Annotated in this window: 11 protein-coding genes; all 11 read right to left on the bottom strand. The window is 49.8% G+C overall.

Annotated elements, in window-relative coordinates:
* Positions 1 to 45: 45 nt before the first annotated feature.
* The 11 genes from MKX64_RS12165 to MKX64_RS12115 all read right to left on the bottom strand — a co-directional run bounded on the left by MKX64_RS12165 (position 46) and on the right by MKX64_RS12115 (position 15,475).
* The gene (locus MKX64_RS12165) at positions 46 to 624 is read right to left on the bottom strand and encodes a ComF family protein (protein WP_244908263.1); all 579 of its coding nucleotides are present in this window, start codon (positions 622 to 624) and stop codon (positions 46 to 48) included.
* A 361-nt stretch (positions 625 to 985) separates the two neighbouring features.
* Entirely contained in the window at positions 986 to 2,971 is a 1,986-nt protein-coding gene (locus tag MKX64_RS12160; protein WP_341035954.1) for a helicase-related protein, read from the bottom strand.
* A 711-nt stretch (positions 2,972 to 3,682) separates the two neighbouring features.
* On the bottom strand, positions 3,683 to 4,105 hold the full coding sequence (locus MKX64_RS12155) for a hypothetical protein (protein ID WP_095398376.1): 423 nt from the start codon (positions 4,103 to 4,105) through the stop codon (positions 3,683 to 3,685).
* Positions 4,106 to 4,359: 254 nt separating this feature from the next.
* Complete coding sequence (locus tag MKX64_RS12150) at positions 4,360 to 5,082, bottom strand: response regulator (protein WP_095264910.1); 723 nt, start codon at positions 5,080 to 5,082, stop codon at positions 4,360 to 4,362.
* A gap of 4 nt (positions 5,083 to 5,086) precedes the next feature.
* Positions 5,087 to 6,241, bottom strand: coding sequence for a sensor histidine kinase (locus MKX64_RS12145; RefSeq protein ID WP_330164036.1), 1,155 nt, complete (start codon positions 6,239 to 6,241; stop codon positions 5,087 to 5,089).
* A gap of 45 nt (positions 6,242 to 6,286) precedes the next feature.
* Complete coding sequence (locus tag MKX64_RS12140) at positions 6,287 to 8,977, bottom strand: stalk domain-containing protein (protein WP_341035951.1); 2,691 nt, start codon at positions 8,975 to 8,977, stop codon at positions 6,287 to 6,289.
* 356 nt (positions 8,978 to 9,333) lie between these two features.
* Positions 9,334 to 10,539: a methionine adenosyltransferase gene (metK, locus tag MKX64_RS12135; protein WP_155618741.1), complete on the bottom strand. Its 1,206-nt coding sequence runs from the start codon at positions 10,537 to 10,539 to the stop codon at positions 9,334 to 9,336.
* A 233-nt stretch (positions 10,540 to 10,772) separates the two neighbouring features.
* Positions 10,773 to 11,057, bottom strand: coding sequence for an alpha/beta-type small acid-soluble spore protein (locus MKX64_RS12130; protein WP_155618740.1), 285 nt, complete (start codon positions 11,055 to 11,057; stop codon positions 10,773 to 10,775).
* A 189-nt stretch (positions 11,058 to 11,246) separates the two neighbouring features.
* A complete protein-coding gene (locus tag MKX64_RS12125) occupies positions 11,247 to 11,741 on the bottom strand; it encodes a hypothetical protein (RefSeq protein WP_341035950.1) in 495 nt (164 codons plus the stop codon).
* Positions 11,742 to 11,814: 73 nt separating this feature from the next.
* Positions 11,815 to 14,769, bottom strand: a complete 2,955-nt coding sequence (locus MKX64_RS12120; protein WP_341035948.1) for an S-layer protein — start codon at positions 14,767 to 14,769, stop codon at positions 11,815 to 11,817.
* Positions 14,770 to 15,130: 361 nt separating this feature from the next.
* Positions 15,131 to 15,475: a hypothetical protein gene (locus tag MKX64_RS12115; RefSeq protein ID WP_095264917.1), complete on the bottom strand. Its 345-nt coding sequence runs from the start codon at positions 15,473 to 15,475 to the stop codon at positions 15,131 to 15,133.
* Between the last annotated feature and the right edge of the window lie 149 nt (positions 15,476 to 15,624).

Here is a 15,624-nt window from a genome sequence, read left to right as displayed (position 1 = left end):
CTTGCGCGGCAAATTCATAGAATTTCTCTTCACTTCATCTGTTTCCTAAGATCGTGCCCAAGTCAAGCAGTAGACCTCAATCGGCATATCCAGTTCCGTTTCATAGGACTGCAGCACATGAGCACAGGCATCCGCCGTACTGCCGGTCGTATAAATATCATCAATCAGCAAAATTCGTAACGGGGCCCTTCGCTTCCCCCTTGCCCGTTCCGCAATTTGAGACAATCTCATACAAGCATTCGGATCCCTGTCAAACGCGCTCCCCATATCCTTCAATCGCGCCATGCGGTTCTTGAAGCTCTGTTTATCGGTGTGCCGTACGCGCCGTAGAAGACCGACATACGGCAGCTTCACCTTGCCTGCCAGCAGCTCTGCCAGCACTTCGGCTTGATTAAACCCCCGCTCCTGAAGCCTCGCCTCGCTGACAGGGACGGACGTAACCGCATGGATCAGCCGATCCGCCGAATGAATGCCGGAAGTCTCCGAATTGCCTAATACCACGCGCAAGTCCTGCTCTAATTGAACATACGGACGAACGATCATCTCTCCCAGCAGCTCCGCGTAGCGTTCATTTCCCCGGTACTTATATTGGGCCAGCCACTCCCGCATCGGCCCGTTATACATAACGGCACTTCGATTCAGGACAAAGGCCCTTTCATCTGCCCCTGGCCGGCTGCAATCGGGACAACCGATGGCCCTTCCGCATTGGAAACAGCGAATGCTCGTGATCCAAGGTATCATTCTGAAACAAGCCGGACATATACCCGGCAGTTCACGAGTCAGCCGGGTGCGCCTGCCGCAGGTCAAGCAGCTTGGATCGGATGGCCCCAACAACTCTTGCACTCGATTTAATAATTGGCCTAAACCATGCCCAAACATATGGACAGCCCCCCGTTATGTACTTTCAAGCACCGCATATATCTACTAAATGCCAGATGCGTAGGTGCCCGATATTCGCCTCTACTGGCTTCAAAAGTTAACTTCTTCATGAACCACCATGTCGGAGATACCCTCCCGCACTCGCAATCCGGTTCATCTGCTTGATCTGCTGCACAGCCAGACGTTGACTTCGCGTCCACTGCGAGGCTGCAAACAGCACCCTCCCGGCCGGATCATCCTTCGATCGTCCGGCACGTCCGGCCATTTGAATAAGCGCGGCCTCGTCGAACAGCTCGCTATCGGCGTCCACGATAAACACATCGCTTTTCGGTACCGTTACGCCGCGCTCAAGGATCGTCGTGGTGACCAGCACACGAATGTCGCGGTTGCGGAACGACATCACCTTCTCCGCCCGCATAGGATCCACGGAGGACGTACCGTCAACAGGTGTCCCAGGCAGCGCCTGCTGCAAAAGCCGAAGCATCGGCTCGATATGCTTAATCCGCGACACAAACAGAAAGACCTGCGCTCCCCGTCCCAGCGAGGACCTGAGCCGGTTCAACAGCGCCGACGGAAGTCGCTGCTTCTGCAGGCACTGGGCAAGCGTCATCATCTGCATCCGTTCCGGCACCGGCAGCGGATGACCATGGAACCGCGCCGGCACCTTGGCATGCGGCAGCCTTCCTGCCGCCGCCTGTCGCTGCAGCCTGGCTGGCGGCGTAGCGGACAAGAGAATGTACTTCCCTCCAGGCTTGACCGCTCCCGTTGCCGCATAATCCAGCATGGGGTTGTTGTGATACGGAAAAGCGTCAATCTCATCGATCACCACCAGATCGAACGCCCTGCGAAAACGTAGCAGCTGATGGGTCGTGGCAAGCGTAATGCGCCCCTCCTTCCACCTGTCCGGGCTCCCGCCATACAGCGTAACGACGGTCTCGCTGGGGAAAGCTTTCGCTAGTCGCGGCGCCAGCTCCAGTACGACATCTCTACGGGGAGCCGCGACCAGCACCCTGCCGTCCGCATCAAGGACGGCTTGCAGGAGCGGAAAGATCATTTCTGTCTTTCCGGCTCCTGTCACCGCCCAGATGAGAAACTGGGCGGCCCCCGCGGAGCCCGCGGCACGCGGCTCCGCCAAGAACCGCAGCGCAGCGCCAGCGGCGGCGCTCTGCGCTGCGCTCAGCCCCCACCGGCCCAGGGCCTCGGTGGGGGAACCCCCGGCCGTGCCCCGCACGGCCGGCCCTGCTGTGCCATGCAGCAGCAGGGCACAAGCGCGGCTGCGCCCCATAGCGAGGCAGGCCTCGCAATAGGCGCAAGCCGCGGAGCCGCACGCGGCGCATGCCGTGCGGCTCTCGGCCACGCTGCCGCATCGCCGGCAGCGAAGGGCCGGTGCCCGGCGGCGGCGCAGCCAGCCGGGCACTCCGCGCGGGGCAGGCCGATCCGGCCCCAGCCCCGCTTCCAGGCGCAGCCTGCCCAGCAGGCAGCCCAGCTGGGCCGCAGGGCGCCAGTCGCCGCCGTCCCCGGCGACCTCCGCGAGCAGCCCTTCCACCTCGCCAGCCAGCAAGGCTCGGCCTACCATGCGGCGGCATAACAGCTCCGTCCGCCGCATCAGCTCGTCCAAGTCTATCCCTTGCGACTCTCGCCTCCCCTGCCGCTCCCCCGGCAACGTCCTTGCTGCGGCGAATGCCCCGTTTGTTCCCAATGGCAGCGACGCGCTCAAGGTGTGCGAAGCGGTCCGCCGCACCTTCTGAGAGCTCAGCTCGAACTCTCCCCATAAGCTCACCCCATGGAGCAAAGCTTCCCAAGACGCTCGGTTCTCAGGTGGCTCCGTTTCTACAAAGGACATCAGCTTTCCCCGCATATACCGCCGCCATTCCGTCTCCCCCCATGCGTCCATCCCCGTCAGCGGCGTATAATGATCCCTCCATGCTACGGCCCATCCGAGGGGTATGTGTTCCGAGAGGACAACCATACGCGTTCCCTTGCCGTTATTCCTGAGCGATCCTAGCCACCACTCTATATCCACGCGCAGATCGAGCGATAAGCAGCAATTCCATTGCTCTTCATTCCGAAGCATATACAGCGCCACCCGCATCAGGTTTCATCCTTTCCTCACTATAATTTCCTCGCTTGAACAAAAGCTGATCGTCTAACGAGAGATGATTCAGTTCAACGCCATTGCGAGGATGTCGGACGTCCACTTCCAAGTTAAGGGTGAAGAACCCGCTTGTTATTTGAAGAGCAAGGTCCTTGCCCTGCCCCTCGTCTGGCTTTCGCCTTGCCCCGTTATCCCTTTCGTTCAGGAGGACAATCGGATGCTAGAAGAGAGACATTCGATTTAAACAGGTCGAGATTCGAGAAGGTTCAAGATTTGAGCAGGTTTAAGATTTGAGATTTCAAGTATGGATAACTTTCTGACTTTTTAATGTTCTGACTTCCAGACTTCAAACGCGGGCGGACAGATTCCGACAAAATGACGATTCAGTGCTCGTTCATCCGCCACCTGATCACATTGACAGTTCAATGTTCATTCATCCGTCACGACACCCGACATTGATTATTTAATGTTCAGTCATCCACTGCCTGATCAAACGGGATAATCATGCAAGGCACAGGCAATCGGACGCAGATCGCCACTATAGGCGGCACTCCGGCTGATTCTCGCTCTTCTTTTCCCACAAAAAAAGCACACTCCCCTGTCGATCAGACAGTCCGGAGTGTGCTTCACACCAACTTGCTGTATGCTATTCGCCGCATGCTATGAACCTGCTTCTTCATTATATCACGTCTCGCTGGCCGCCTGCATCTATCCTTGTACATATGGAATTCGAGCAGCCTCTCTTGGCAGTCTAAGATCGACATAGAATAGGAGATCATGAAGAGGATTCCGATCGGTCGCGACCAGGTTTGGGTCTTCAGCTCCCAGGCTGTGATACTCGAGTTCAATGCCGGTCAATCCTTTTAGCCTGCTGACAATTTTCATTGTATCATCATCCGATTGCTTATCAAGGACGGTGACTTTCACCCGACTCCCGCTTAACAGAGCGTACAGCGACAAAGCTCGTAAATACCATTCCACCCGATGTTCATGATTGGACGTGATCAATACGTAATGTTTGGTACGGGTCCGGCCTTGATCGTATCCGTCCCGGCTACGTCGATGGATGATATGGACGAGCGCCACCGCAGCTCCATACACCGCGAGAATCCATAACAAATGGGCAACCATGAGACTCACCTCCTTCTGATACCACCACTATATGCCGGTTCAGATTGGACGGTGACAAAGGTGTAACCGGAGCCCACACGTCATGGTCCGGGATGGGCGGGGACACTTAACGTCTTCTACAATCGCCTCAATGAACGAACTACTGTCCAGTGAACGCCTTAGTTCGCCCCGAAGAGTCGCGTAAACAAAAAGGACCGCCCCTCGGCAGCCCCTCTCCCCTATGTATGCCAGGTCCTGGATTCGGACTGGCCTGCTTATAATGTTACCCAGCCATATTTAATCGAGTTGATTACCGCCTGGGTACGATCATCAACCTCCATTTTTTGCAAAATGCTGCTGACATGGTTTTTCACTGTCTTCTCACTGATAAACAGGTATTCACCAATCATCTTGTTGCTCTTGCCTTCAGCCATCAGACGAAGCACTTCCGCTTCACGGCGGGTCAACGGGTTGTTCTCCCCGGCTACAAACTTCACACCAGCCTCACGCGAGCCGTTCTCGGACATCGCCCCAGCCTCGTTGACATACGTCATGCGGCGCAGCTGATGGATAAGCTTCCCTGTCACTTTCGGATGAATAAAAGCATAGCCTTCATGAACGGAGCGAATGGCGTTAATCAGCGACTCGGCCTCCATATCTTTCAGAAGATAGCCGTTGGCTCCCTTGCGGAGCGTCTCAAACACATAGCTTTCATCGTCATGAATCGACAAAATAATGACCTTGATCTCCGGGAACATCTCACGCAGCTTCTCCGTTGCCTGAACCCCGTTCTCCGTTGGCATATTAATATCCATCAGAACGATATCCGGCTTGACGTCGTTGCAGAACTCCAGCACCTGAATGCCGTCGCCGCATTCTCCGATGACATCAATGTCATCCTCCATGTTCAGAATGCGCTTCAAGCCCTCCCGAAATAACTGGTGATCATCGGCTAAAAGGACTTTAATAATTGATTTTTCATTCTCCATATTTTCCATCCTATTACTCCTTTCTCTTTTCTACGTTCGTCGGGATATGAATCACGATTTTCGTTCCTTGATTCTCGGCTGACTCGATCTCCATTCTCCCTTCGAGCAGCTCAACCCTCTCCCGCATGCCTATTAACCCAAAGTGCTCCTTGCTTTTCTGTTCCAGCATTCTTACGTTGAAGCCCAGGCCATTGTCCTGTACCACGATCTTGACCAGCTGCGCCTGGTAGGTAATCTCCACAAGCACATAGGTCGGGTAAGCATGCTTTGCAGCATTCGTGAGTGCTTCCTGCACCAAGCGGTAGATGGCCGCCTCCATCGCAGAAGAGAGACGATGCTCCTTGCCCCGTGTCTCAAAAATTGTGCGGATTTTCGATTTTTCTTCATAGTCGTGAACATACTTCCGCAGCGTCGGGATTAATCCCAAGTCATCTAGTGCCATAGGACGCAGATTAAAGATAACCTTTCGCATTTCCTCCAGGCTGGATCGGACCTGACCCTTCAAATCTACTATTTCGTCCTGCACCATCTTAAATTCCTGCTTTGCGAGCATTCTTTCTACAATTTCCGTCCTAAGAACCAGATTTGCCAGCAGTTGAGCAGGTCCGTCATGAATCTCCCGGGATATGCGTTTGCGTTCTTCCTCCTGGGCCAAAATAATTTTGAGCCCAATTGCCTGTCTGTTCTTGGCACTTTCAATAATTCTGGAGACCTGACCAAGCTCGCCGGATAAATACTCCAGGACGACCCCCATCTGGGACCCGATCAGTTCCGCACGCTCGACCGTTTTTTCTACGTTGCGAACACGCTTCTGCAGTTCCTCGCGCCTCGCTTTCAAATACATCTCCTTCTCCCGGTATATCATGAGGTCCAGCTGCAGCTGCGTCGCTTTCTCATACGCCTGCTTGATGTCCTCTTCCTTATACCGGACGAAGTCCCGGCTGACCTCTGTCAGCCGGATCCGGGATCTGCGGTAATTCTTCTCGAGCTGGTCCACCTTCTCGATGGTTTCGGTTGTTTCTTTTAAAGTTCGTTTCAATTCCTGATTGAGAGACAGCAGCTCCTGTCTAGAAGCCTCCAGAATGTCAAACATTTGGTACTTGCTGTCCTCCATGACTTTGAGGGCATTTTTTATGACACGATCAATGGCATCGGCTTGATAATCCACGCACTCTACTCCATTTCTAACGTTTCATATACATATCATACCATATCATGATTCGATCGTGACGGTCTTCGTTTTCTTGTCCCATTTTACGTTCATCCCTAACTGCTCGGAAACCAGTCTTAATGGGACTAAAGTCCTTCCCCCAATAATGACAGGTGCAACAGCCGCTGAGTGGCGTTTTCCGTTCAGGACATACGCCTTCTTGCCAACCGTTAAATCCAGCAGCACTGCGCCGCGAAGCACACTGACGCGCTGCGCGTCCTTGTTCCAGGAAGCCTGTCCGCCAAAGGCGTCGAGCACATGCCGAATCGGCACATATGTCGTTCCTCCGCGGAGTACAGGAGCGGAATCAATCGCTACTTTTGACCCATTCACCACCATTGATTTTTGCCCTATCGTCATGACAGCTTTTCCTGTTGGCAGCCCTTCGTTGCTGGAGAGAGACGGCATGGTAAAGCGAATATTATCAAAAGCTACCGACCCCGTCAGCGCCCGCTCATCCTGACCTTCTTCTACATTCACGACATACATGCGTTTCATCTCGGCCGGGAAAGCAATATTGTAGCCTGTCAGATCAATCTGGAGTGTCTTCCAGCCGGTCCAATCAATCGCTTTGGCAAGATCGACGTACACCGTTTTGCCATTGTTATCTCTCAGCTCGGCACGCAGCCAGTTCAAGCTGTTGTCCCCTTCCACATCCAGGGTCATCGAAGTTGCCTGAGCCGGAATCGTTTTGCCGGTTGTTCCATTAAGCTGGGCATAAGCGTATACTTTCTGTCCCAGCCCGGCGGTCATATCATAAGTCAGCTTCAGCACGTTCGAGCCGGATCGGTTGCCGCTGCCCTTTTCCACTTTGGCTGTCCCGGTCACACCGGACACATTGGTTGTGAAAGCGATCGGATAATTGACTTTCTCAAAATCCTCCCATGTGCTCTCCCCCGCTGCCGAGAGAATGATCACCGTGCTAAAGCCGTCATAACGGGCGATAGCATAGCCCACCTTCGTCCCGCTGTTCACAGAGGAGACCGTCAGCTGCCCGTCCGATACGCTGCCCTTGAACCCAATGAACTCCCATTTGAGCGCGCTGCTCGGCACCTCGAGGCTTTGGCCGCTGCTTGTCACTGCCGTTACCGGTACAGACACCTTCGTGCCTGCTTTCAGCGGCGCACTGGATACGGTTGATGTAAGGGCCGTAATATCATCGGCTCCAAGCACCTTGACCTGCATCGAGGCACTTGCACTGCCGCTCACCGCTGTCAACGTAGCTGTTCCCGGCTTCACGCCCTTAATCGCTTGCCCGCTTACCGTCAGATTGCCGTTGCTCGATTTCCACGTTGGCGTGATCGATCCCGCGTCGATCGGATTATAGTAAGTGTCATAACCCTTCAGCTGATAAGAGCCTGTCTGCCCGATCAAGAGCGTATTGCTGCCGCTTACCTTCAAGCCTTTCAAGGTGCCTTGCGGTGCTGTAGAGAAGACGCCCAGTGCGTTAACAATGCTGCGCTGTGTTGTGCCATACTCCGTATGGAAGGTCAATTGCGTGCTCGTCTCCGCCAAAGGACGGTTCACCATCGTCGTCGACCCGCCGCCGTCCAGATTGACACCCTTCCACACGCCAACCTTCACCATGAAGTCCTGCAGCTGTGCCAATGTCATGCCCGGGCTGTTGTCATTGCGCTCTGCCGCAACCAGATACGCGTAGCGCCCATCCTTGGAGTATCCAACGGCTGAGCGTGCACGGGAGCCCCCAAGGCTGCTTACGTCACGAGAGAAAGAGGAGGCCTTTCCGTCGTTAACCAGAATCGAATGGCCGCCAATCATCATCTGGAGGCTCAATGGATCCAGCTTTTGCCCTGTCGTTTTGGAGACAAGCGCATAATCGGTTTTCAGCGTTTGTCCAACGGCCAGATTATTTCGTACAAAGGTAGCCGCCTGGCCATGTGTACGTAAAATATAACTGCCTTCCGGCACAGATGTTGGCAGACCGGCACGATCCGAAATTTCGACAATGACGCCATCCTTCACGAGCACTTCCGTCGGTGTCGTTGAGCTGTTCTGCGGACGCTCCACTGCTTTCCAGGCACTTGTGTAGATATATGCAGCATCCACATGGCTGTAGCTCGATCCCGTTCCTTCAGGGTTGTAGGCTGTTTTGTTCATACCTGCCAGAGGGAAAGATGCTCCATTCTCGGCTGTGACGCTCCCGGAGAATGCAAATTCATCCACGATCGGCCTACCGTCCTTCGTCACGGCAAAAGCGTACATCCCTTTAAGCTCCGAAGGGGTAGACATGAGAACCCCGCTTGTCACTTGTCCCCCAATTGGCGCCCCTTCCCTGCTCGTATTAAAGAAATCTCCATTTAATGCGGCAACAGCTCCATACTCTTTTGCCATACCGCCTGTGCTTTGTCTTGTTGTAAATTGGTTCCCTTGCCCTGTCATCACATCTAGCTTCACATGCTTGTTGCTCAGATCGACGCGGATCACATTCGCCAGTGATTTCGTACCGGTGGTGCTCGTGTATTGATACTTCATCAACACCGCACCCGAGGTAATGATCTCCTCACCCAGCTTCTGGACTGAAGATGCCGCCGCGTGAGCGACCGACACGGGGGCCAACCTTTCGATGATCGGTACTCCGCTTCCCAGAACAGGAGTTATAAAAATGACACCTGCAAGCGTAATAATAGCCCATTTTTTCCCCGCATTGCGTAACGCGTTTTCCTGACCTCTCATGTTCTTGTAACTCTCCCATCTCTTGTTCAGAACCACTGCCCGAACAAATAAAGTCTATATTTAATAGACTTCGTTTTAGCGGAAAAGTTACGATTTTGTTATAAAAAATTGCATGCGCGTATTTTAACTCAACCTTTTGCGGTATCAAAGCGGGGGTTCCTGGTCTAGCAGGGGGATAATTCCTGTTCTAGTATTTATATATAAAAAAATAGGGCAAAGTACAAGTTCAATTTCCTGTATTTCCAAATATTAAATACCAAAAAGCCGATACCCTATAACGGATACCGGCCCTTTATGATGTCTAAATTGTAACGTTCACAGGTTTCAGATCTACTGCCCCTAACCCACGCATCGGTTTAGAGCGCTGCTGCCTGCTCCTTGAGCGCTTCAGCTTTATCCAAACGCTCCCATGGGAGATCCAGATCCGTGCGGCCAAAATGTCCATAAGCAGCGGTCTGCTTGTAAATTGGGCGACGAAGATCCAGCATGCGGATAATGCCAGCCGGACGAAGATCGAAATTGTCACGCACGAGTTGAACCAGCTTATCTTCGCTGATTTTTCCTGTTCCGTAAGTGTCGACACTAATGGAAACCGGATTTGCAACGCCGATCGCGTAAGCAAGCTGGATTTCACATTTGTCAGCCAAGCCTGCGGCAACGAGGTTCTTAGCTACGTAACGGGCTGCATATGCCGCGGAACGGTCCACCTTCGTAGGATCCTTACCAGAGAAAGCTCCGCCGCCATGGCGGGCATAGCCACCGTAAGTGTCCACGATGATTTTACGACCGGTCAAGCCGGCATCCCCTTGAGGACCACCAATTACAAAACGGCCTGTTGGGTTAATAAAATATTTCGTTTCCGAATCGAGCAGCTCTGCCGGTACAACCGGAAGAATTACCTTTTCCTTAATGTCCTTCTGGATTTGCTCCAGCGTCGCTTCCTCGGAATGCTGTGTGGACACAACGATAGTATCTACACGTACAGGCTTGTCGCCATCGTATTCAATCGTCACTTGAGTTTTACCGTCTGGACGAAGGTACTCCAAAGTACCGTCCTTACGCACTTCAGACAAACGACGAGCGATCCGGTGGGAAAGCGCAATCGGGAGCGGCATATATTCAGGCGTCTCGTTGGTGGCAAAGCCAAACATCAAGCCCTGGTCACCAGCGCCAATGTTTTCGGTTTCCTTATCCATTTGGGAAGGATCACGGCTTTCCAGTGCAGCGTTTACCCCCTGTGCAATATCGGCAGATTGCTCGTTCAACGATGTTAACACAGCACATGTATTGGAATCAAAACCGTATTTTGCACGGGTGTACCCGATTTCCTTCACAGTATTTCTCACGATGGATGGAATATCCACATATTCGGATTTGGTGCTGATTTCACCAATTACCAACACTAGACCAGTTGCCACGGAAACTTCGCAAGCTACGCGAGCATAAGGGTCGTTGGCCAAAAATGCATCGAGTACCGCATCGGAAATCTGGTCACAGATTTTATCCGGATGTCCTTCTGTCACGGACTCGGATGTAAATAAACGTCGCCCTGTTAAAGACATGAGATCAACCTCCCATATAGTAGTATGTGAAATATTAAGAGGTCCTACACAAAAAATGAACCTTTCCCGATTGGAAAAGGTTTGAATGTACAATCCTCAACATGCATATTAACTTATTTGCTACCCCCTGTCAATCCAATAAACAAGCAGTTTCCGAGGGTTTTCGAGATTTTTTCAATCTGTTTTTCATACACGTAATTCATACACCTATAAGTTCACAATTCCATGAATCTTTACAGTTGTCCGAACAGGGATTGTTCAGCATTGCGTACCAGGCGTTTGGTGATTTCTCCTCCGACAGATCCGTTGTCACGGGAAGTTAAATGCCCCCATCCCGGACGACGGCTGGTTGCTGTACTCATTATCCCCAACTCAGATCCGAATTCCGTATCGGCTCCGTTAGAGCTACCACCATATCCGACAGGTAAACCAAACTCGGCTGCAATTTCATACTTCATTTGATTCAACATCTGTCTGCTCTCTGGTACAACTTGTCGATTCCGATTGCTGCGCGCCATGATCAACACCTCCTGTAATTGTTTACAGACCTATTATGTGTTGTAAGCATGACCGCAACACGTATTAAACGTTGTCACTGTTGGTAATAATTATAGATATTAAGATCTGTTTGGTTAGGGTAATGAATATACAACGGATTAAAGAATTCGCTTATCGCATAACTAAATCTGGCACAAAGAACGCTACGTTTACTTAATGGTGTAGCCACCGCGTACCATGACAATCAGACCGTTCGTTTGCCCAGGCTTTACTTGAATACCGCGTCCATCACGCGGGAAGGAGAGCAGATGGTTTTTAGGAGCAGCTTGTCCATTCAGCAGGTCAACACCCGCTGTCAAGTCTGCAACGCCGTTCGCATCCTCCGTATAGATGACTGCATTCCCTGAGCGAACAATAAACTCGGTACCTGCATCAGCAACGAGGATCTCCCCAGGTTTCAGCGATACATTTTTCACTTCATTTGAGTTTTGCTCTGGAGTAGAAGGAGTCGGTGTTGGATTGGTGGCCCCGCCACCCAGCGCTTTCTGGATCTGCTGATCCACATAGCTCTTGGTGACAACCGGATCGTCGGTCGTGCCTGGGGTGGTGCTTGCACTGTTTACCTTTACACTGAGAATCGAACCGGCACCGATACAAATACAGGCAGAAATGATTGCAGCGAAGTATTTCCTTTTTGTCATCATGCTGTTATCTCCTTCATTTTTTAATAAAAAAACTGCCCGGATCAAGTCCGGGCAGTTTTCTGAAGTACAATAATTAGTACTTAATGGATTCGTAAACAGTGTCTGGAGCATTTCCTTCCAGATCGACGATATATTTACCGTTTTTGTTGTTTGGTACCGAAACTTGAGCACCTGGAATTGTTGGGTTGAATGGTTGTTCCAGTTCTACGCGAACAACGTTGGCACTAGCTTTAGTAGCACCTTTAACTTTAACTTCTCCTCCATTTACATAAACTTTAAATGCATCTGGAGTAAAGTATACGTTGATTTCTTCGTTGAACTCGATATCTACATAAACATCGCCAACAACCGATCTAGCTTCAATTGCTTTCGGAGCAATTCCGTCTGTGATTTGCAGACCATCGACCTTGGCAATCTTGTGTCCAAGATTATCAGAGGATTGAGGGTTAGCAACAGTTGTCAGTAGAGGCAAGTTTGTAACATCGCTGAACTTACCATTCAAAGTAAACTCAACTTTTGTAACACCGTCGTTATACTTAGGCTCGCCAGCTGTTCCTCTCAGTGTTCCGAAGTAGAAGTCGCTAGAGAATACCGAAGTAATGTTCCCGTTGAATTCAACAGTTACTTTATCTTCAGCAGTTGCCTTAGCAGATTTCACAGGAATTGCTACAGAATCAGCGATAGGAGTCTGAGCAGTAGTCAGGTAGTTCCCATTAAGGTCAGCAACGTTAACTACGCGCAGCTCTGCACCTTTAAGTTCATCGGCACTAATGTCCTTCTTAGGCAGTGTAATACGCACTGTTTCAGCATTTCTCAACGAAGGTTGTGGAGCATTCTTCGTAGGGAATACTTTGTATACACTACCAGTTACATAGCTATATTTGTTAATGTCAAGTGCTGTTCCATTTCCATCAACCGCTACAGCTCTGTTGAATTGGACATCGATGTAGAGATCATCGTTGCTGGAAGTTGTGTCTATCCAAGCTCTAACAACTTGCAGAGTCTCGGAGTTGGTAACTTCAACTGTCAAAGTTTGTGGCAGCATTGTGTTCCCGATGGTAGCAGTATCACGAATGTTTGCTACTTCGAGAGTGTACGTACCAGCTGGAAGTTTGCCAATAGACCTAATTTCAACACGGTTTTTGTAAGTTTTAGCATCCTTAACTACATAAGCAGGAGCATTTACAGGTTTACCGCTATTAAAGCCTTTATCAGTCACAACTTCACCTTTAGAGTTTTTCAGAACGAAGTTGTCACGTTTTTGGATGTCATCCAGGTTTACGTCTTTAGAGAATTCTACAGTCATAACAGTAGCATTATCTTCAACTTCTACCTTGACATCATTCACAACAGGACGAGTAGTATCCAGTACTGGAGTTACTTTAGCTTCGCGATTAGCGGAGTTGTCGCTGTAGTCTTTTACGCCTTGGAGATAGATTGTATTCTCGCCCAGGCTAAGTTTTTTGTCGCCGTTGAATTCCAGAACTACAACATTGTCTTTGATTTCGACTTTGTCAGCAGTTCTACTGGAAGAAGTGTGATACACTTTGTCAACGGATTTAACGGATTCGTTGAATTCAACTTCAACTTTTGTCAGATCCTTAGTTTTAACGGAAACAACCTCAGGAGCTGTAGTATCTTCAGCAACATTGAACTGAACGTCAACTGGCTTCACTTGGAAGTTAGCAAAGTCTGTTACACCTTGAACGCTCAGTGTGTGCTCGCCTACGGCGATGTCTGTTGTAATGAAAGCAACATTAGGATAAGTGAATTTCACCCAGCCGGAAATTGCTTTTCCATCGATTTTGTAGTTAGAAATGTTCGCTGCAGTGTTAGCTTGAACAGGCTCAGAGAATACAACCTTGAATGCCTTAGTTCCCAGACCAACAACCTCAGTCACTTCTGGAAGTTGAGTGTCAACCGCTCTGAATGTAATTGTCTCTTTGAACGTTCTGGAACCATCAGAGTTCTTAACATTGTTAATTTCCAGTTTAGCGTCTTTTTGTTGAGGCAAGTTGTTTGCAGAATTTTCTGCAACAAGCAATGTTACGCTGCGCTTGTCATCGGACAATTTTGCAGATTCGAAAGTAACACCAGTTACTTTGTAGTTATCTTCGTTCTCTGCAGTAGCAGTATCTACTTCACCGTCAAAGTTAACAGTGAGTTCTTTGTAGTTAGTTGCAGATACGCCTTCGATCTTAGTAGCAGCAGTTACTACCCAAGTTACACTTTCAGTGTACTCGTAGTTGTTGTAAGTAAATTTAACCTCAGTTGCAACGTTTGCTTTCAGAGGAGTTTCAAGGGTTACTTTCACTTTTTCGCTGTTAGCGAGGGTGAACTCAACCACTTTACCGTCTTCTTGAACGTCATAAGAAGCAACTTTTGGTTTGTTTTGAGCCAGGTAGATTGCGTAAGCAACTTCAACCAGCTGAGTTCTGTTAGCGTTAGCCAGTGGGTTCACGCTGCTGTTGATCAGACCAGCATTGATTGCTGCTTGAACATAACCTTTAGCCCAGTTGGATGCGTTGTTGTTTGTCTCGGATGGAATTTCCAGGTTTTGAACAGTAACGAGGACTTTCGCCATTTCTTGAACGGTGATGTTACCGTTGAAGTCGAAAATCATTTTCGTTGTGTTCTTACCTTCCATGATACCAGCAGCGTATACTGCCTCTACGTATGGAGCCGGCCATTTACCAGCAGCGTAGTTTTTGTCATTGAAGGAAGCTTTGTTTTGAATTGGCTCAAGACCAAGCAGTTCAACCAGGACTTTGGCGAACTCGCCGCGAGTCATTTCCTTGTCCAGACCAGCAGTTCCATCTGGATAACCAGTGAAGATGCCTTCTTCTTTAAGAATGTCAAACTTTTGTTGAGAAGTCAGTGCGTCGTCACCGAATGCAACAGAAGCAAACATGGAGAATGCCATTGCTGTAGACAGTGCCACGGATAAAATTTTCTTCATAACCTTTTTTTCTCCTCCTTGAATCATCACTTGATTGTTTTCTTTAATTTGGTAGCTCTTATCACTCATAGCCGTGCACCTCCTTTCCCGAGTTGAGCAGTAATCAATAATGATGTCTGTGATGATATCACAGAATCCTGTTAACGAGAGAACACTTCATAACTAGAATAGAATCCTACCTAGGTATTATACAACGAGTCCCTATAACCGTAAAGAACATTTTTCTAATTTATAGACAAGTTTCTTCTTTCGGTTAATCCTGGATCGCTCGCCGCGTTCTATATCTTTAAACGTTCTGTTTCTTAAAAAGTTGCGGCAGTTGCAAAGTTTTTTTAATTTTTTTTCGGAAACCGCAATTTCCAGTAACAATACGCTTCCGCCACCAAACGACAACAAAAAAAGACGCCTGTTTGGCGCCTTCTGTTGAAATCTATCGAATCTTCATAGCAAGCTGGATAATTCGGTTCCGCATCTTCGGATCGTCATTCAGCCGGCTGTACATCAGTTCAATCTCTGCCTTGTTATCACGGTAAGTTTTCTCATGCTTAATCGTGGAATGCGACCACTGAATCAGCGCATTCTCTGCCATCGTCAACTCGTTAAATGCATCATGAAAACCTGTCTCAACGACGAGCTCCTCCATGACTTCCTGCGATATCTCATTTTGAGCGGCGCGAGCCAGCTCAATCTTCTTCTCCATCACTTTGGCTTTATCCTCAAACTTCGTTTTGGCCTTCATGTAATCGAGCTGCGCTTTCGATAAGATCGGCTTCATAATTCATCTTCACCCTTTAAAAATAGTATGTGCTTCCGCTATTGTAGCGTATTCTACAATAAATTACAAAACAATAGATTCTGGTAATCGGGGCCAGCCTCGGAAAAAAAAGCCGCCCCTGCCGCGGATTATTCCGCTTCAGGAGCAGC

Source organism: Paenibacillus sp. FSL M8-0334, assembly GCF_038000405.1.
GTDB classification, from domain to species: domain Bacteria; phylum Bacillota; class Bacilli; order Paenibacillales; family Paenibacillaceae; genus Paenibacillus_AQ; species Paenibacillus_AQ campinasensis.
Note: the sequence above shows the minus strand (reverse complement) of the source record. Positions and strands in the feature narration are given on the sequence as shown.